The sequence below is a fragment of the Bacteroidia bacterium genome, assembly GCA_026932145.1.
Classification (GTDB): Bacteria; Bacteroidota; Bacteroidia; order J057; family JAIXKT01; genus JAIXKT01.
Genome location: JAIXKT010000057.1, coordinates 1 through 18,725 on the forward strand (window position 1 = coordinate 1; position 18,725 = coordinate 18,725).

The window sequence follows — 18,725 nt, forward strand, 5'->3', positions numbered from 1 at the left end:
ATGATTAGAATTATGCTTAACAGAATAAAAAAATAAATTTTAAACAACCTCTTACACCGATTTTTGCGGTATGTTTGTTGCGTAATATCTCATAAGCAGGTTAGTTTCGTTTTTAGTCATGGATTCCAAGAAGTTACGTTCTGCGCAGTGCATTATCGTTCAGACTAAGGGTTCAACCCCCCGAAAAGTGGGGGCTAAGATGCTGGTGTTTGAAGACGGACGGATTTTGGGAACTATCGGCGGCGGCGCTTTTGAAAAATCAGTCATCAACCAAGCACTACAACAAATCCATTTAAATGAACCTAAACTATTTGAACACAACTTGTTACAGGAACATCAAATGTGCTGCGGAGGTACAATATTGGTTTATATTGAGCCAGAAAAATTACAACATGATTTGATTATTTTTGGTTCAGGGCACGTTGGGGCAGCCTTGACCAGATACGCCTCCCAGTTAGACTTCTCCATTACTCTCATTGACGACCGCCCAGAATATCTAAATAATGTTTTTGCCGAAAATCTAACTAAACTGCAATCCGATTTTTTAGATATTTTGCCAAAAATCCGCTTTCATTCAAATAGTTATATCGCTATCATGACCTATGACCACGAAATTGACCGCGAAATATTAACTTACTGCCTTCAACAACCTCGTGCTTATCTTGGCTTTATCGGTAGCAGTAGGAAAATTGCTATCACCCAAAAAATGCTTCTGGCAAAACAAGTAGCTACCCAAGAACAATTAGCTACCGTAGATATGCCTATGGGGTTGGATATTGGAGCCGAAACCCCCGAAGAAATTGCTATCAGCATTCTGGCGAAATTAATAGCCACCAAAAATCATCCTAAAAAAACAAAGCTATGATTAATAGAAAATTATCCGTTGTAACCGGAGCTGCCAAAGGTATTGGCAAAGCTATTGTAGAAGGATTAGTAGCCGAAGGGTACTTTACCATTCTGGTAGATGTAGATACCGAAAACGGGAGCTCATTGGCTGCCCAGTTAGGCGAAAATGCCCGATTCTTATACTGTAATATTTGTGATAAAGAATCTGTATCAGCTCTTTTTCAAACTATTACCAATGAATACCAACGCTTAGATGTTCTGGTAAATAATGCAGGAATCATTAAAGATAACGTTATTTGGAAAATGCCTGTTGAGGATTTTGACCAAGTAATTGACGTTAATTTGCGTGGAACTTGGCTGATGTGCAAATATGCTTCGGAAATTATGAAAAGCCGGCAAAGTGGACGGATTGTGAATATCACCTCCCGTGCTTGGTTAGGTAATCCGGGACAATCTAATTATTCTGCTTCAAAAGCCGGCGTTGTAGGTCTAACTCGTGTACTTGCCTTAGAGTTAGGAAGATACGGTGTTTTAGTAAATGCAATAGCTCCCGGCTTAATAGATACCCCGCTCAGCCAAAAACTTCCTCCAGATGTGCTGCAAAAACTAATTCAAGCCCAACCTACCCGAACTATGGGTAAACCCGAAGACATTGCACAAGCAGTCATTTTTTTAAGTGATGAAAAAACACAATTCATTACGGGACAAACAATTTACTTAGATGGCGGCAAAAGTATCGGTGCCGGTATCTAATGACCTAAATTCTCCTTTTTCTTTTGTAACTTTGTAACTCGATGTTCAGCCAAAAACTGCTGAATACCTGCAAAAATATCCGCTTGATAATGCATTTAATAGAATTAACAATAAACGACAAGAAATACCATTTAGCCGTTGAGCCACATGAAACTTTGGCTGATGTTATTCGGGAAAAAGCACACCTTACCGGAACCAAATTAGGTTGTGAGCAAGCAAGTTGCGGTGCTTGTACTGTTTGGATAGATGGAAAAGCAACTCAAAGTTGTATAACTCCTGCATTACGTGCCGCAGGCAGCAGCATCACTACCATTGAAGGTATTGCCCAAAACGGAAAGTTACATCGGCTACAAGAACTATTTGTCCAAAAAGGAGCTACCCAATGCGGATATTGCACTCCGGGAATGATCATGACTACCTTAGACTTCCTGAAAGAAAATTCAAACCCCACACAAGATGAGATTCGAGAAGCCTTATCAGGAAACCTCTGCCGCTGTACCGGTTATGTGAAAATTATCGAAGCAGTGGATACTTATGTACAAGAAACAAACAATAACAGCCCTACAGTAGCCGAACAATCTGACCGATATAAAATGGTTGGCGAGCCGCGCCCTTACTTAGAAGCAGCCAAAAAAGTAACCGGAAGTGCTGACTATGCCGATGATATTCAAGTAAAAAATGTTTTACATTGTAGGTTTTTACGCAGCCCTCATGCACATGCGAAGATTAACAATATTGACATTTCTCGCGCCGTAGCTATTCCCGGGGTGCGTGGAGTCATTACCGGAAAAGATTTACCCATTAAATTTGGTGTACTACCTATTTCGCAAGATGAAACTGCAATAGCGATCGAAAAGACACGCTACATCGGTGAAATCGTTGCCGCCGTTGCAGCAGATTCTCCGGCTATAGCAAACTATGCCTGCTCTCTGATTCAGGTAGATTACACCCCGCTCCGCCCTTTCTTTGATATGGAGGAATCCTGCAAAGACATAGGCACTGCCGAAAAAATCCATGAACACGTCAAACATAATAACAACATCCACAAAAAAGCTGAACTTCGTTTTGGAAACCAAGCAGAAGGCTTTGAAAAATCTGATTATACCGTAAAAGTTGATTTTGATTTTCAGGGTATTAACCATGGGTTCACGGAGCCTCACGCTGCTACTGCATGGTGGGATGAAAACGGCCTGACTATCATCACAGCAACGCAAGTTCCGCATTATCTGCATCGCTACTTATCTAAGGTGCTTGAAGTACCGATGAGCCGTGTGCGGGTCATCAAACCTTATGTTGGCGGTGGATTTGGCGGAAAATCCGACCCATTCCCACATGAAATCATCATTGCACACCTTTCCAGAATATTAGGTCAGCCGGTAAAAGTAAAGTTCAATAGAGAAGAAGTCTTTCTAACTAACCACGGCAGGCATCCAACCAAAATGTCTGTACAAATGGGCATTAACAAAGACGGGACGTTTCAAGCATTAGACGCAGATGTTATTATTGACGGTGGCGCTTACGGGAGTTTTGGCGTTGTTACTACGTATTACAACGGGGTTTTGCTGCAAGCACCGTATAAATTAGATAATTTTGGGTTTAGAACTCGCCGGGTTTATACCAATAAGCCGCAATGTGGCGCTATGCGAGGGCATGGAGCCGTTAATTCCCGATTCGCCGTAGAAACAATCATTGATAGGTTGGCAGAAAAAATAAATATAGACCCCTGCGAACTTCGTCTAAAGAATTTTCTAACTGAAAATACCCTTACCGTTGGGCAATACAGGATTACTTCCAACGGAAGTGCCCAATCCCTAAAAGCCGTAATGGAGCAATCAGGCTGGAAAAATAAGTTCCAAAAATTGCCTTATGGGCGCGGAATAGGTGTAGGCTGTGGCTTCTTCATCAGCGGAAGTGCTTTACCAATCCATTGGAATGAATATCCACAATCTGTCGTTCACCTAAAAGTAGATTTAGATGGACGTGTACTCATTACCTCCGGAGCCAGCGACATAGGGCAAGGTAGTGATACTATGCTGGCTATTATTGTAGCTGAGGTTTTGGGTTTAAGTATAGAAAATATATTTGTTGTGGCTGCCGACACTACTTTAACGCCCATAGACTTAGGTAGTTATTCCAGTAGAGTAACTTTTATGGCTGGAAATGCCGCAAAAATGGCTGCCGAAAATCTCCGTACTCAAATTTTAACTGCCGTAGCTTCCAATCAAAATGTTGATATTTTAGAATTAAACTTAGAATGCGAAAAAGTTTTTTCAAACGATAAATCCATTGATTTAACTTGGGTGCAAGCTATTGAAATAGCTACCCGAAAAGTTGGTGCTTTAAATACCAGCGGATATTACAATTCTCCTAAGTTGGGAGGTGATTTTAAAGGGTCAGGTGCCGGCTTAAGTCCTTCTTATAGTTTTGGTGCCGTCATTGCAGAAGTATCAGTAGATCCAGAAACGGGGCAAGTTCGGGTTCTAAATATCTGGGGAGCACATGATGCCGGCAAAGCCCTGAACCCACTTGCAGTAGAAGGACAATTAGAAGGCTCTTGGCACATGGGGCTTGGCCAAGCCCTCTCAGAACAAATGAAATACCACGAAGGGCTACTGCTTAACAGTAACTTTGTGAACTATAAAATACCAACCACCAAAGACACACCTCCTATTCACACAAACATCATTGAGTCAATGGATCCCGAAGGCCCGTTTGGTGCCAAAGAATGTGGTGAAGGGGCTTTACATCCGGTAATTCCGGCTGTTGCAAATGCTATTTATGATGCCGTAGGCGTGCGCGTAACCTCTCTGCCTATTAACGCCGAAGAAGTATTAAAAGCCATCAAACTTTCTCAAAAACAATCTGTTAAACCCTAAAAAATCTTGCTAAATGATAGCCGAAAAAACATATTTAGTTCCCAAAACGATAACAGAGGCATTACAGTTTGCCCAAGATAACGCAGGAAAATTCAGGTTTATTGCCGGTGGTACAGATCTTATGGTGAATCGTTTTCAAGGAAACGATAACCCTATTTGCTTAATTGATATTACCAAGATTCCAGATATAAAAGGTATCAAAGATGAAGGCACTTACCTACGTATCGGGTCATTGGAGATTTTGGAAGATCTTAAATTAAATCCTATACTTCAGCACGAATTTCCATTATTGATAGAGGCTGCGCTATCTGTGGGTGCGCCTTTATTGAGAAAAACAGCTACAATCGGCGGAAATGTTTTGTGTGAAAATCGCTGCATTTACTATAATCAATCAGAATGGTGGCGGGATTCTGTGGGTTATTGCCTGAAATGCGATGGAGACATTTGCATAGCTACCGGCGGTAAAAAAGCCTGTTTTTCTGAATTAGTATCTGATACAGCTCCTGCTCTTATTGCTATGGATGCTGAAATTGAATGGGTTACTACTAACGGTACTCAGCGAGCCAAATTAGAAACTATTTATACCGGAGACGGAGTAATACCGCGTAAACTCCCTGAAACAGCAATCGTAACAGCTTTGTTGTTACCTAAAAATAGAGACTTTAAATATACTTTTTTCAAACTGAGAGAGCGACAAAGCCTTGAATTTACTTCGCTGACAACGGCTGTAACGGTGGATAATTCCGGTAAGTTAAAAATTGCATTATCCGGTGTGGATCCCAAACCGGTTGTTATTGAAGCAAATATATCCGAAAACCCAGAAACGCTTATCAAAAAAGCATTAAAAAACGCCAGAGCTATTGATAACGATATGTATTCCAGAAACTATCGCCGAGAGATGATTCAGACACACCTCCGCAAAAGTTTTGAAAAATTATTGTAAACCAATTCGTTATATTTTTTCTTTTAACTGTTTCAGGATTTCCCAAGTCTTAGCTTTGTAGGCTACATTCATTTCCATATCTTGTAGTGAGGGTACAACAAAAATTTGTTTAGCGAATAACTCGTTCACAGTAGATAGATTTGGGCATAGATTTGGGTTAAATATAATGACGTAATTATCGGGAGCTTTTGAAATTAGTTCAGATTCAAATGGTGCATCTGCCCGGCCAAAACTAATATGGTCTGTAGGAATATTTAAAGCGGTAATAATTTTCTTCAGTAAGTCTGTCAGTTTTTTATCACCAAACTCGTCATTTCTCAATATGCAAGTAATTCGGCTATTGGGCTTAGGATACCAATGTATTTTTCCGGAAAGCGCAATTATCTGTCCGCCTAATTGCCAAATTGTTGGCCCATAGAGCAAACAAGTGTCAGCAAAGTTGAGATTTAAAGGGAGCATTATTTTAGGTAGTAGATATATTTCAGGCCAAAGTTGCTTAACAATATCGGGACAGTACCAACGCCCCTGCCGGGCTCCCATTTACTGGTTGCTGGAGATAAATCTGCATGAATTTGTACGGAGCTAACAGTACCGCCCGTTCTCCAGAGTACTTCAAATAAGATTTGAGGGGTGATAAGCAAACTTGATAGTTTACTGTTATAGACGTTATTGGTTGTGGCATCTTGGTATCTGAATGGATAATTTAGGTAGCCTGTGTTAATGCCAGCGCCTATAGCAAGGCCAAAACGTTGGCTGTTAAAAGGAGTAGCTCCTGCTCCTATTCGTCCCATTATAGAAACCGGCACCTGCACCAAATACGCAATGCCGCTATTGGGAACAATCTGGATATTTCCGGCAATTGCAGCCTGCGGGCAAACGCTGAACATATCGTTAGAATGTACTAAGGTATAGCTAACACCTCCGGAAAACCCCCATAGGCTTGGGATATAACCGTTATCAAAAAAAGACTGACGTGGAAACTTGAACTGAACAGTTACAAATTCATACTGAATAGCTATAAACGGAAGTAAGTTATTTTCAAATTTAGAGGTAGGCTTTTGGGTTGCTGAGGGTGTTTTTGAGGTATGCGTTCCTTGTGCTTGAGCAAATTGGGTAGCGCAAGCAGCTATAAAAATCAAAAAAAAGAGCCGTTTAGTTATCATAAGTCCGGTACTACTGTATAGTTTGGGTAACTTGATGTTAATCACGGCACAAGTTAATTAAAATTGGGCAGAGAATGTATGTAGTTGTTGTAAGCATCGTGTTAATAGCTTGATACTTTCTATAACATCGTGTTTATGAACGCTTTCTATGGTTGAATGGATATGTCTGGTAGGTATAGAGACACATCCGGCGATAGCGCCCGATTTTCCGGCGCGTTGTAGCGGGGCAGTATCGGTGCCGCCTGCGGGTAAAATCTCCGGCTGCCACTCTATGCCGGCTTCATCAGCTTGTTGTTTCATAAATGCAACCATACGGCTATCGGCTATTACGCCACCGTCCATGATTTTGATTGCTGTTCCTTTTCCCAGCGAGGTAATACGTTCGTGCTCCGCTGCATCTGGGGTGTCAAAAGCAATTGTAGTATCTATTCCAAAAGCAAAATCTGGATTTAATGTATGAGCGGCGACCCATGCACCACGAGTACCAACTTCTTCTTGAACAGAAAAAACTGCCCAAAAATCAACTGCCGGAGGGGTTTCTTTCAATAGTCGCAATGTTTCTAACAGCACATAGACGCTAATGCGGTTATCTAACGACTTTCCGTTTAGGCAGTTTCCCAGCCAAATCAGCTCTCTATCGCGAGTAACCGGTGTACCGATAAATAGGTTTTCTTTAACTGTTTCTCCGGGAAGGCCAAAGTCAATATAAAAGTCAGTGGTTTTAAGACGCTTAGCTTTATCTTCTTCAGACATGACATGGATTGGTTTGGATCCCATCACGCCAATTAGAGGTTGTTTTCCGTGTGCAATAACGCGCTGTGCCACTAAGGTTTTAGGGTCAAAACCCCCAACAGTATGAAAGCGAGCAAATCCCTGCTCGTTTAAATGAGTTATTATAAAACCAATTTCATCTAAATGGGCAGCAGCTACGGCTTTTCGGGAACTATCTATTCCTTTAACCTCAACCAATAGATTCCCAAGTGAATCTATTTTAGATTGATAGCCCAATTCATTCAAAACTGAAATAACAAAAGAACGAATTGGCTGCTCAAATCCAGAAATACCCGGAATTTCAGATAGTCTTTTGAGTAATTCAAAATTTATTTCCATAGCTTATCTACTGGCTATTGAAAATGATAAATTATACAAAGTATCTATGGAGTTCATGATAACTGAGGGATATACCCCGAGTAAAATCACTAAGGCGGCGATAACTGCTAAGGCAACGACCGGAGTTGTTGCAGTTGTTCGGATGGGGTCAAGTACGGTTTGGGATTCTACAGGTTTCTGAAAATACATCACCATGATTATCCGGATGTAATAGTAAGCACCGATTACGGAGGTTAGGATACCTAATACAGCTAATAAAGTTTGCTTTGCTTGGATTGCGGCCAAGAAAACTTGGTATTTTCCCATAAAACCTGCTAATGGGGGAATCCCAGCTAAAGAGAATAAAAATATACTCATCAACATAGCCAGCATTGGATTTTTTTGACCTAAGCCTTTGAAAGTATCTAACTCATTGTCATTAAATTTGTTCTCTAATAAAGCAATTACGCCAAAAGCTCCTATTGTCATAAGGACGTACACCACTAAGTAAAACATTACGGCTTCAAATGCTTGAGCACCAGCACATAATCCCAAAAATATGTATCCGGTATGTGCAATAGATGAATAGGCTAAAATTCTTTTAACATTAGTTTGCTGGGCAGCTACGATATTACCATAAAGCATGGATAAAAAGGCTAACATACCCAAGACGGCGATAAATTTGCCGTTACTTAGTGCTGTTTCTCCGGTAGGAATGATTTTTAGGAAGTAGAGTAAAAAAGTGAGTGATATAAATACAGCAAATTTACTGGCAGTAGCCATAAAACCGGCTAAGGGAGTTGGCGCACCCGTATAAACGTCCGGTGTCCAAGCATGAAAGGGAAAAGCCGCCGTCTTAAATAAATAACCTACTAATATTAAACCAATTGCAGGATAAAATACAATAGAATCATGCAAGGTAGCATAATCTATTTCTATTAAGTTTTTGAGATTGGTTGTTCCGGAGATTCCGTACAAAAGAGCCATCCCATAAAGCAGGAAAGCAGAGGCAAATGCACCTAATAAAAAATATTTTAGACCGGCTTCGGTAGATTGAATCTGTTTGCGAAATAATCCTGCCATGATGTATAAACAAATTGAAAAGACCTCTAACCCAATAAAGATGATTATCAAATCATTAGCAGTAGCCATCATAATCATTCCGATTAGAGAAAACGTAACCAAGGCATACACCTCCCCAATATCTTCTTGAAACCTTTTTAAATAATCCGGAATAAAAAATAGTGCAAAAACTCCGGATAAACATAGAAAAATATGAATAATGGAAGCCAGCCCCCCAAAATAAATCATTCCATTATAGAGAGGGGACATTTCTTCGCTGTAATTAAACAGATAAGACAGAATAGCTGAAAGCAGTATCCCTACTCCGGCTAATGATGGCAGCATCTTATGTAACTTAAATCCATCTGCCAGCATTAACAAGAGACCGCAAATTAGAAGGATTATCAGCGGAACTGAGTGAAAAACATCTATAAAGCTAATCATATCTTTTTTCTAAATAAAGTTTAGGTTGGTAAAATTACAAACTTCGCCTGCAAAGTTAGATTTTTGTATAAAACAGCGTAAGGTCTTTTTAATTTTTTAGTAATTGAATTTGTTAATATTTTTACTTCTATCAATATAACCGGTGTTTGGGGTATCTTTTTGGTTGATGATATACTTGATTTTGGGTTTGTTTCAGAAAAATATGCCAAAAAGATGATAGGAAAGCGTTTTTAGGTTCTACAATACAGAACTATGGTTTTTATGTTTTCTGAATTACCGCCAAAAAACAGGTAAGAATCCTAAAAATAATGGAGTAAAATTTGCAGTTTTGTGAAAAAAATCCAATATTTGCAACGTTTGTGTGCCATGATAGCTAATAAGATTCGGACAATCCTTAAAGAGCGTAAAATAACCGTTAAGCGGTTAGCTCACTCGATACAAATGACAGAGTCCAATTTATATCGCTGTTTTGTAAGGGATTCTATAGAAACCAAATACCTCATTCGAGCAGCCAAATTTTTGGAAATATCACCTACATATTTTTTAGCGGATAATACCCCGCAAAGTGCTCCCGAAATTCTTGCGCAAGGGTTAGCCTCACACGAAACAATACAGTATCTACAAATGTTAGTAGCTGAAAAAGAACGCTTAATTGTACAAAAAGAAAAATATATTGATTTATTAGAAAAGCAGTTAAAAATTGGCCAAACTACCCCGATTCCTACAGCAGCTACCGAAAAATAAACCGATATGGATAACTTAGAACAACAAATCCTTCAATTAGAAGAGTTTTTACGCCAAAACTACGCTAAGCACCTTGATGAATTTGTTGATTTAACATTAACCGAAATCTGCACCCAAACAAATTCTATACGAGGGATTTTTTACGTAGTAAATCAAGATACCCAAGTTGCCCACGCTAAAGCAGGCTATGCCATTAATCTGGATAAGCTATCTTACCCAGTCATTCATTTAGGAGAGGGACTTACAGGCGAGGCCATCCGGCTTAAACAAATTTTACTCTTCAATGACTTAGCCCCCGGATCTATATTCACACAAACATTAACCATTAATTTATCTCCTAAGGGACTGATTATCATACCATTAATATTCAATGAAAATGTTTATGGTGCCTTAGAATTGGTTTCTTTAAGCAATTACTCTGAAACTTACCTAAATTACCTACAAGTTGTATCCAATAGTATCACCGTAACCTTACAGAGTTTACTTAATACCGACAAAATGCAACGACTTCTTGCAGAAAAAGCTAAAATTGAAGTAACCGAAGGCGTAGATGCACAGTCGCAGGAGTTTTTTTATCAGTAAAATTTATTCTGTATTTGGCTTATGAGTCAGTATAATGAATAGAAAGCCCCCAACCAACATACTGACTGCAATAATACTTCAACTACAAAGCCATAACTTTCATACCCTCTAAGTCATCATCAAATATAAACTTGTAGCTATTATCTGTAGATAATTTTACCACCCCTTGATACAATTTGCTCTTTGGTACAGAGCAATTTAGCTTGTTTATCAATAACAATACGGCTGTTTTTTTCTAAAATTATAGTAGCTTCTGCTTCAAGTTGTACATGGGAGTTTTCGGCAATATGCCAAGTAGATTTGGGTAATAACGTTATGGTAGCCTTTGGGCGAACTATAAATTTTGTGGGCGGAGAATAGGTGTTTAAACTATCTTTTTTCCAGATATTAGGTGAATTGCTTTGTGCTAAGGTTAAAGTAGCTTTTTCTGCAATAGTTAGGCTTCCTGACGGTAAAATGATTTGAGGGGCGCACCAACGTATTGATTTTCTGATAACTTGTTGATTATCATTAATCTTAACCAAAATACTACCATCTGAAAAACGCCTATCAATTAAAATTTCGAGCCCGGAAAGTATTATAGAACGGTTGTCTTGGGAAAAGTGCTGGGTTTGATTTTTGTCTGTTAGTGTTAAACAATTGACTGCTGCGGGGTTTGTATCGAGAGCAATTCTATCGCCGGGTATAAATGCGTGCTCTGCACGACCATGAAATGTCAATACATTCAGAATAGTATCTGGAAGTCGCTCTGAATAAGGCAAATGGTATTCCTGAACCGTTATTAAATTGTCATTATTGGCATCATAAGGAGCAAGTTCTTGGTCATGATAGCCCGAAAAAGGATTGGGCAAGTTACGTTGAAATGGAAATGTAGGGCTTGCAGAGACACAGGGATTCCAGATTGCTACTGTATCATAAACGTAGTCCCAACAGCCATTTGCCGGCAGTACCCGCAAGTAATCTGCATAGCCAGACCAAGCCGACTCTCCCGTAAGTTGCTCTTTATCAACTTGTACATAGGCATAAATTCCGGAAGTTGCTCTATTGGTGCAGGAGAAATCTTGTTGATATTGAAATACATCAAAGGGCGATTGATTGTAGGTTTGGGTTAAATGATTTTCGAGCCAAAGCCATTGCGGAAAGGTACCCTTTTCTGTGGGTAGTTTGATTCGGATAGCATCTCCGGTCTTCACAAAGTCGCGTAAACGAAAAATATAGCTTCCGGAATCTGCCATAATATCTGCTGTTATTTCATTTTTTCCAATACTATCTAAGCCACTGATTATCATTTTTTTATATTCTGGTTTCCAGTTTAGCCGTCTTCTATCCCAAGCATTTGGGGTCATCAGGCTTGAACTTGCGCCGCCAACCATTCCCCAACCTCCTTGAACAAAAGCAGGGAAATAGGTCAGTTGGTTATCCCGATGATGATGCCCACCTCCAGCGTGAAAATTGTTTTCCCCAAGTAACAAGTGATTTATCTCATGAAGTAACACTTTCAGGGTCATTCTGTTAGCTCCAAATTGAGAGTAGGTATCTGTTCCGAAGCCCATTAAGTTGAAAAAATTTCCGGCTGAAGCTGTTCCGGAATTTGGCGCATAAAATGTTTGATTCGGATGGTTTCGCCAGATAACCATAACATGGTCAAACCTTTGGGGTGAATTGGGTGTCTTTAAACGCTTAGGGCTGCCGGGCTGGACTACATCTAAATCCCAAATATCAAAATCTGCTGGATTTTTACTGCCTCCTTCGGTTTCAAATACTTTGTATTCCTGTAAAACTTTGGGAAGTGTGCTCCCGGCAGGAACTTGAATTGGCAAATCTCTACCTGCCGGGTTCAGCAATCTATCTCCCGTAACTTGAAGCAGGCCAAAAGAAGCCTCTTGATAATACCGGCTAACCAATGCTTGCGGATTAGTATTTGTTTTTTTTTCAAACAATAGATGATGCCATTTAGGTAGCTGGCCGGCTTGCCATTCGGGGTGGTCTGGTTTCTGTGGCTGGTCCGGCGGGTAAATATATTCTGCAAAAATCACCAATACCGGTAAATGGCCGCGAGTTGGTAAATAACGCCCATTTTCAGAAGCTACAGAAATAGATTGTGCAGATGTTTGTAAAAAAAACAACCCGATGAATATCCATGCGTAACTTACGTTACTTTTGCAAACTAAACGAAAATCCATGGTTACAGTGTATCAACATATCAAAGAAGAGCTACGCTCTGTGCAAGAGATAGGGCTTGATACATGGATACAGGTAACCGCTCCGTCCCATACTGAGGTAAAACGCCTTTGCGAACAAGGAGGCGTGCCCCTTGAATTTATCACCTCTGCCCTTGACCCAGACGAAAGACCCAGAATCGAACATGAAGATAACTTCACACTAATACTCCTGCGAATCCCCTTACCAAATGACGAACACGCCGAAATCCCTTTTTTGACCTTACCATTGAGTATCATTATTGCACCAAGATTTATCATAACAGTTTGCACAAAACCAAATTCAGTAATAGCAGACTTCATTGAAACCAAAGTTCGTAATTTTTTAATAGAAAACAAAAACCGGTTCGTACTGCAAATTGTCAATAGAACGGTACTTAAATACCTAAATTATCTAAAGGAAATTAACCACCAAACGGCTTTGTTAGAACGGCAGGTACATTCTGCTCTTAAAAATGAAGATTTAATTCGCTTGATGCGTTATGAAAAAAGTCTTGTTTATTTCTTAGCCTCCCTCAGAACCAATCAGTTAATGCTGGAAAGGCTGCGCAAAAGCGAAACCCTTCGTCTTTCTCTTGAAGATAAAGAATTTCTGGAAGACATTGCCATAGACAACACACAAGCTCTGGAGATGACTAACATCTATAAATCTATCTTATCAAATTTAGCGGCTACTTTTTCTTCTATTATCTCAAATAACCTGAACCAAGAGATGAAAACGCTTACTACTGTTACCATTATTTTGATGGTTCCGACTTTAGTAACCGGTTTTTATGGCATGAACGTAGGGCTACCTTGGCAGGATTCTCCATATATTTTTATAGTCATAACAACATTTTGTATTCTTATGGGGTCCCTTGGTATCGTTGTTCTGAGTGTTCGGAAACTGTTTTAATGTCATCAAAATTTTCGGCCTAATAACACACAAAGTTGTTATTAGGCCGAGTTAAATTTAGTATTTTTTCTGATGTCAGCGAATAAACTTGATTTGATAGCTTGATTTGGGAGTTGTTAGTTTTAGATAATAAATTCCCTGTGGTAATGTTATCGCCAAAGGTGTGGTATTGTATCCCTGCAAAATGTTAATGTTTTGGTGAAAAACTACTTTTCCGGCTAAATTATAGATCTCAATGGTTGCAGGTCTTTCATCAACAAAATTTGTTTGTATCGTAAGAATATCCGCTTGAGAAAAATACGCATTAACAAATTCATTATCTGGGATAAAGACAGATTTAATTTCTGATTGAGAACTTTTTCCTTGATAATCAATCATTTTTAAGCGGTAATAAACTAATCCACGTTTTTGGGAAGAGTCTGTAATCTGATAATTTAAGATTTGATGGGAATTTCCGGCACCGGCTATCGTCTTAATATCTTCAAAAACTTGCCCGTCAGAGGATCTTTGTATCACAAAAAACTGGTTGCTAACTTCTTTAGCTGTAGCCCATTTTAAAAGTACGTTGGTATTTGGCAGTATAGATACCTGAAAATCAGCTAATTCTACCAGCATTGGAGGTGGATCAGTAATTCCGATACCGTGATCAGAAAAATCTATTAATCCGTTGCGTTGTGCATAACCTATTTCCAAAGGGCCTGAGTTTTCATGAATACGCCCCGAAGTTGAGGCGGCATTTAGCGTTCCACCGCCGGTACTCCAATCTTTACATTCCGTAAGACCGTCGGAACGTTTAAGAGGCCCGAACTGGTTATCTACCAATGCCGGACTCGTAAACTGATGGATATATAATTTTTCGTCATAAGTAATTGTACCTGACCCGTAAGTTACCACATTCCAGTAGCCTTCAGGATGCAGTTTTAGGTAGCTTAAAGAACCATCTACGGCAACCAAAGATCCGTCACAATCAGGACTAAGTGGGGTTACAAACTTAACCTTTAAATCTGTGTAACCTGATAAGGCTGAAATATCCATCGTAAAGAGACGGTATCTAAGTCTATCTACTGTCGAATAACTTGTAACAGATTGATAACCAACCCCAAAATCATAGGATCCAACGCCTATTTTTCGCTTTAGCGGCCCGGAAATCCAGCCGGGAATGGCTGAATATCCGGTTGTTTGGTGCTCAAATGCACTGGGAGAAGCGTTGCTCAAATATACCAAATTTGTTTCGTCAGTCTTTAAAATACCTTGTTTTACGCTCAACAAACTCGTAACCGTCAAATTAGAACGTAAGAACACAACATCAGAGCGATATACTTTTAAAGTGCCAATGGTGGCAGAACCACCCGAAGATGCCGAAAAACGTAACTGTGGATACTGAATATCAATAGAACCTGATTGAGAACGAATAGAGGTTCCACCAATAGACGGAATATCGGTAGTAATAGAGGTAGAATAAGTTTCACACGGGGTTCCTATGAAGGAAAGTTTTCCAACAATCGTTAAGTCTGAACTTGAGTTTGACTCAATATAGTTACTCCCTGTATAAGAAACCGTTCCACGAAGTAATATTTTACGGCTGTTTAAATTGATATTTCCTGATTTTAAGTACAAAGCCCCAATAACTTGCGTACAACTGGAATGCCCTAAATTTAACTTTGCTCCACTGGACAAATTTACCTCTAAATCATAGTAATACGGGCATGAATTAACGTTTGTAATACCACTATTTAAGGTAATACTGGAAGAACCGTAATACTCAACAGTTCCGCCATAATTGCTGTTAAAACCAAAAAAGTTGTTTGTTGCACCCATATAAGATGCTACGTTGGGAACAGGAATAAAAGCTGTCTGGGTACGGATTCTGCCGCTTGTAGTGTTGCTCGCCACACACACCTGCCCTAAAGAAAAATTTGAGGCAGTAGCATCAGACGAAAGATAGTTTTTGCAGTCAAAAGTACCGTCAATTTGCGTATATAAAGTTCCGGAAGACCATGTTGAAAAGCCACCTGATGAAGAGTTGATATTCACTGTTCCGCCGGATTCTACCACCAAAGTAATACCGCCTAACTTCCGCATAATAGTTCCGCCACTCATATTAAGCGTACCGCCGGATTTTACCGTAACACTTGAAACTTTCAGTGTACCGCTGGTGATGTTGGCTACACCTCCTGAGCAAACAACTAAGTAGCTTGTACTTGAATTTTGGGCAAAATCCATTGTATTCCCTGACCCAATTTGGAAGTCCATAGTTCCCGCTACATAAATATTGGCTGCCGTATTGGTTGGCGGATCTATCTTTTTGTTCACTACTAATTTCCCTCCAGATAGAACGGAAATTCCTTTTGAACGCAGAGTAGTGGGGTTTACCGGCGCAGCCGGTACTGTAACGGTATAGCCATTTAAAATGTTATGATAACGATTCTCATTAATGGTTCCCGGCCAAGCTGCACATGAAACATCTAAGGGATTCCATGTTGCACATACATCCCAATTTCCTGTAGCATTGCTTCTGATAACCGAAACACCGGACCCTGTACAACTCGGCTGCGCATCAGCTACCCAATAAGAAATGATGTATAAAAAAACAAATAATGTAAAAATATTCTTCATAATCAGTGCGTAAATGTAATAATCAATTTTTTTAACAAAATTAATCTAAATATTTCAAAAGACCAAAACTAATTTCTGGAATTGTTTTAATTTAGGACTGCGGTTTAGAAAATATGAGAAAAAGCTAAGTAATAAGACGTATTTCTACAATTTATGCGTAAAGAATCACTCAGAGTTACATTTCATTACCAAAGTATAAAAGTATCCCAAAAGGGATTGAAAAAGAGCGGAGCTTAAAATTACTGTACTATGATATTGAGTTATCTAACTGATTAGAAATTGGTTACTTATTCTATTGAGAGACTTCGGCAAGTTTTCCGTCCCAAGCTAAACTGATTCGGTTTTTTTCAAGGTCAATACTATCAATAATTACCTGTAATACTTGTCCGGTTTTCAGCACGTCCATTGGCTTAGTAATCCGCTTATTAAGTTGAATTTTAGATATATGTAATAAAGCGTCATTTTTTAAGCCAATATCTACAAATGCTCCGAAATCCACTACATTTCTGACGGTTCCATTTAAGGTCATTCCGGTATGTAGGTCTTCCGGTTTGAGAACATCTGACCGGAGTACTGGTTTAGAGATACTTTCACGTGGGTCTCTGCCGGGCTTTGCTAAGTTTTCTTGGATAAGGTTTAAAGTATGTGTGTCGAGGTCTAATGCCGTGCAAAGTTTAACCCGTTCAGGCTCTTTTTGTTGGCTCAAGGCAAGCGCAATTCGGGGTAATTCTGTTTTGGTCTGCTTCAAAACCTCGGCAAGTTGATACACTTTTGGGTATGACTCCGGGTGAATTGCGGTATTATCTAAAGGTTCATTACCATCTCTAATGCGTAAGAAACCGGCAGATTGCTCAAAGGCTTTTTCACCAACTCCTTTGACAAGTTTTAGTTCAGTACGATTTTTAAATTTTCCATTTGTTTCGCGATAAGCTACGATATTTTCTGCTACTCTGGTCGTTAAGCCGGAAACATAAGACAGTAAAGCGGCAGAGGCGCTGTTTAGTTCTACTCCCACTTCATTTACGCAGGATTCTACAACGGCGGCTAATTCCTGCTCCAATAGGCGTTGGTTTACATCGTGTTGGTAAAGCCCCACTCCGATAGATTTCGGGTCAATCTTAATAAGTTCGGCTAAAGGGTCTAACACTCGTCTGGCAATGGAGATGTTTCCGCGCTCAGTAGCATCTAACTTCGGAAATTCTTTTTGGGCAATCGTAGAAACAGAATACACAGAAGCACCGGCTTCAGAAGTTATCAGATATTGAATGGGGAGGTTATTTTTTTGGATTACCGATGCCACAAATACTTCGGTTTCCCGAGATGCTGTTCCATTTCCGATTGCAATAAGGGTTACTTGATACCGATAAATTAAGCGTAACATGATTTTTTCGGCATCTTGAGTGGCTTTTTTGGGTGGAGTCGGATACATCACATCTCCCTCTAAATAAGTTCCTAACTCATTGATTACGGCAATTTTGCATCCAGAAGCAAATCCCGGGTCAATTCCCATAACAATGTGACCAGCTAAAGGCGGCTGCATCAACAAACTTTTTAGGTTTTGAGCAAAAATTGTAATTGCATGTTTATCAGATACTTCCGTTAAATTACTGCGGATTTCTCTCTCCAATGAAGGATATAAATAACGATTTAAGCCTAACTTAATGCCTCCATGCCACGTCTCTTCAAATAGTAGGTTAGATGATACTTTTTCTTGCTGAATTATTTGCTGAAGTAGAAACTCTGAATCTCCGGTTATTTTTACAGATAAAACCCCCAAAGACTCGCCCCTATTTAGAGCTAAAATCTGATATGGCTTGATTCGTTTTAAATTACATTGAAATTCATGATAAATTTCAAATTTGGTAGCTTCTTTGTGCTCTGTATCTTTGACGGTGCTGGAAACAGTTCCATAATCCTGCAAGTGCTTTCTAACCAAAGCCCTATATGCGGTATTTTCGGTAATTTCCTCTGCAATAATGTATTGTACGCCATCTAAGGCTTCTTTTTGGGTGCAAATATCTCCTTTTAAAAAGGGATAAACGATTTCTGTGGGGTTTCCGGTGCGTGCTGTTTTTACAATTTCAACTAACGGGCCTAATCCGTTTTCTAAGGCAATAACGGCTTTTGTTTTCCTTTTTACTTTGAAGGGGAGGTATAAGTCCTCCAAAATAGTAGCATCTTCACAATTTTCTATTTGAAGTTGGAGTTCGGGGGTGAGTTTGCCTTGCTCTGTAATTGATTTCAGAATGGTTTTTTTTCTGTCTTCTAACTCCTGAAAGTAGTTAGAGAGCTTGATAATTTGGCGGATTTGCTCTTCATCTAAGCCGCCGGTTTGGGCTTTGCGGTATCGGGCTATAAAGGGAACAGTAGCCTCCTGTTCTATGAGGTTTAATACGGATAGAATATTTGCCGTAGGCAAAGAAATCTGCTTGGCTATTTTAATAGCGAGGTCTTGTATTTCCATAAATCTTCCTATTTGCTAAATTAATTTAG

General features: G+C 39.5%; 14 protein-coding genes. 7 read left to right on the plus strand and 7 right to left on the minus strand.

The genetic code is table 11. The features are described 5' to 3' along the window. The first annotated feature begins 118 nt into the window (after nucleotides 1–118). Genes LC115_13080 through LC115_13095 form a run of 4 tightly spaced genes read left to right on the plus strand, consistent with a single transcriptional unit; the run spans nucleotide 119 to nucleotide 5,418 of the window. The gene (locus LC115_13080) at nucleotides 119–865 is read left to right on the plus strand and encodes an XdhC/CoxI family protein (protein ID MCZ2357601.1); all 747 of its coding nucleotides are present in this window, start codon (nucleotides 119–121) and stop codon (nucleotides 863–865) included. After that, entirely contained in the window at nucleotides 862–1,599 is a 738-nt protein-coding gene (locus LC115_13085) for an SDR family oxidoreductase (GenBank protein ID MCZ2357602.1), read from the plus strand. Before LC115_13080 ends, LC115_13085 begins: the two co-directional genes overlap by 4 nt. A 41-nt stretch (nucleotides 1,600–1,640) precedes the next feature. Then, on the plus strand, nucleotides 1,641–4,475 hold the full coding sequence (locus LC115_13090) for a molybdopterin-dependent oxidoreductase (protein ID MCZ2357603.1): 2,835 nt from the start codon (nucleotides 1,641–1,643) through the stop codon (nucleotides 4,473–4,475). A 13-nt stretch (nucleotides 4,476–4,488) separates the two neighbouring features. Further along, nucleotides 4,489–5,418, plus strand: a complete 930-nt coding sequence (locus LC115_13095) for an FAD binding domain-containing protein (protein MCZ2357604.1) — start codon at nucleotides 4,489–4,491, stop codon at nucleotides 5,416–5,418. A 9-nt stretch (nucleotides 5,419–5,427) separates the two neighbouring features. On the opposite strand, the gene LC115_13100 is transcribed toward LC115_13095, so the two are convergent. Genes LC115_13100 through LC115_13115 form a run of 4 tightly spaced genes read right to left on the minus strand, consistent with a single transcriptional unit; the run spans nucleotide 5,428 to nucleotide 9,176 of the window. After that, entirely contained in the window at nucleotides 5,428–5,877 is a 450-nt protein-coding gene (locus LC115_13100; GenBank protein MCZ2357605.1) for a hypothetical protein, read from the minus strand. Then, a complete protein-coding gene (locus tag LC115_13105) occupies nucleotides 5,877–6,626 on the minus strand; it encodes a hypothetical protein (protein MCZ2357606.1) in 750 nt (249 codons plus the stop codon). The genes LC115_13100 and LC115_13105 overlap by 1 nt, the downstream gene beginning before the upstream one ends. Nucleotides 6,627–6,638: 12 nt before the next feature. Then, on the minus strand, nucleotides 6,639–7,691 hold the full coding sequence (locus tag LC115_13110) for a M20/M25/M40 family metallo-hydrolase (protein MCZ2357607.1): 1,053 nt from the start codon (nucleotides 7,689–7,691) through the stop codon (nucleotides 6,639–6,641). Nucleotides 7,692–7,694: 3 nt separating this feature from the next. Next, nucleotides 7,695–9,176: an NADH-quinone oxidoreductase subunit N gene (locus LC115_13115; protein ID MCZ2357608.1), complete on the minus strand. Its 1,482-nt coding sequence runs from the start codon at nucleotides 9,174–9,176 to the stop codon at nucleotides 7,695–7,697. A gap of 330 nt (nucleotides 9,177–9,506) precedes the next feature. On the opposite strand from LC115_13115, the gene LC115_13120 reads away from it, so the two are divergent. Together LC115_13120 and LC115_13125 are read left to right on the plus strand one after the other, a co-directional pair. Continuing rightward, nucleotides 9,507–9,920 carry a hypothetical protein gene (locus LC115_13120; protein MCZ2357609.1) on the plus strand — a complete coding sequence of 138 codons (414 nt, stop codon included), beginning with the start codon at nucleotides 9,507–9,509 and terminating at the stop codon, nucleotides 9,918–9,920. Between the two features lie 6 nt (nucleotides 9,921–9,926). Then, nucleotides 9,927–10,502 carry a GAF domain-containing protein gene (locus LC115_13125; protein MCZ2357610.1) on the plus strand — a complete coding sequence of 192 codons (576 nt, stop codon included), beginning with the start codon at nucleotides 9,927–9,929 and terminating at the stop codon, nucleotides 10,500–10,502. 140 nt (nucleotides 10,503–10,642) lie between these two features. Here the strand turns inward: LC115_13125 and LC115_13130 are convergent, their stop codons facing one another. Then, on the minus strand, nucleotides 10,643–12,685 hold the full coding sequence (locus LC115_13130; protein ID MCZ2357611.1) for a hypothetical protein: 2,043 nt from the start codon (nucleotides 12,683–12,685) through the stop codon (nucleotides 10,643–10,645). Between LC115_13130 and LC115_13135 the strand changes: the two genes are divergently transcribed. Beyond that, nucleotides 12,684–13,616, plus strand: coding sequence for a magnesium transporter CorA family protein (locus LC115_13135; protein MCZ2357612.1), 933 nt, complete (start codon nucleotides 12,684–12,686; stop codon nucleotides 13,614–13,616). The genes LC115_13130 and LC115_13135 overlap by 2 nt on opposite strands. 75 nt (nucleotides 13,617–13,691) lie before the next feature. Here the strand turns inward: LC115_13135 and LC115_13140 are convergent, their stop codons facing one another. Continuing rightward, nucleotides 13,692–16,232, minus strand: a complete 2,541-nt coding sequence (locus LC115_13140) for a T9SS type A sorting domain-containing protein (protein ID MCZ2357613.1) — start codon at nucleotides 16,230–16,232, stop codon at nucleotides 13,692–13,694. Nucleotides 16,233–16,524: 292 nt separating this feature from the next. Next, nucleotides 16,525–18,696, minus strand: a complete 2,172-nt coding sequence (locus tag LC115_13145; GenBank protein MCZ2357614.1) for an RNA-binding transcriptional accessory protein — start codon at nucleotides 18,694–18,696, stop codon at nucleotides 16,525–16,527. Nucleotides 18,697–18,725: the final 29 nt, after the last annotated feature.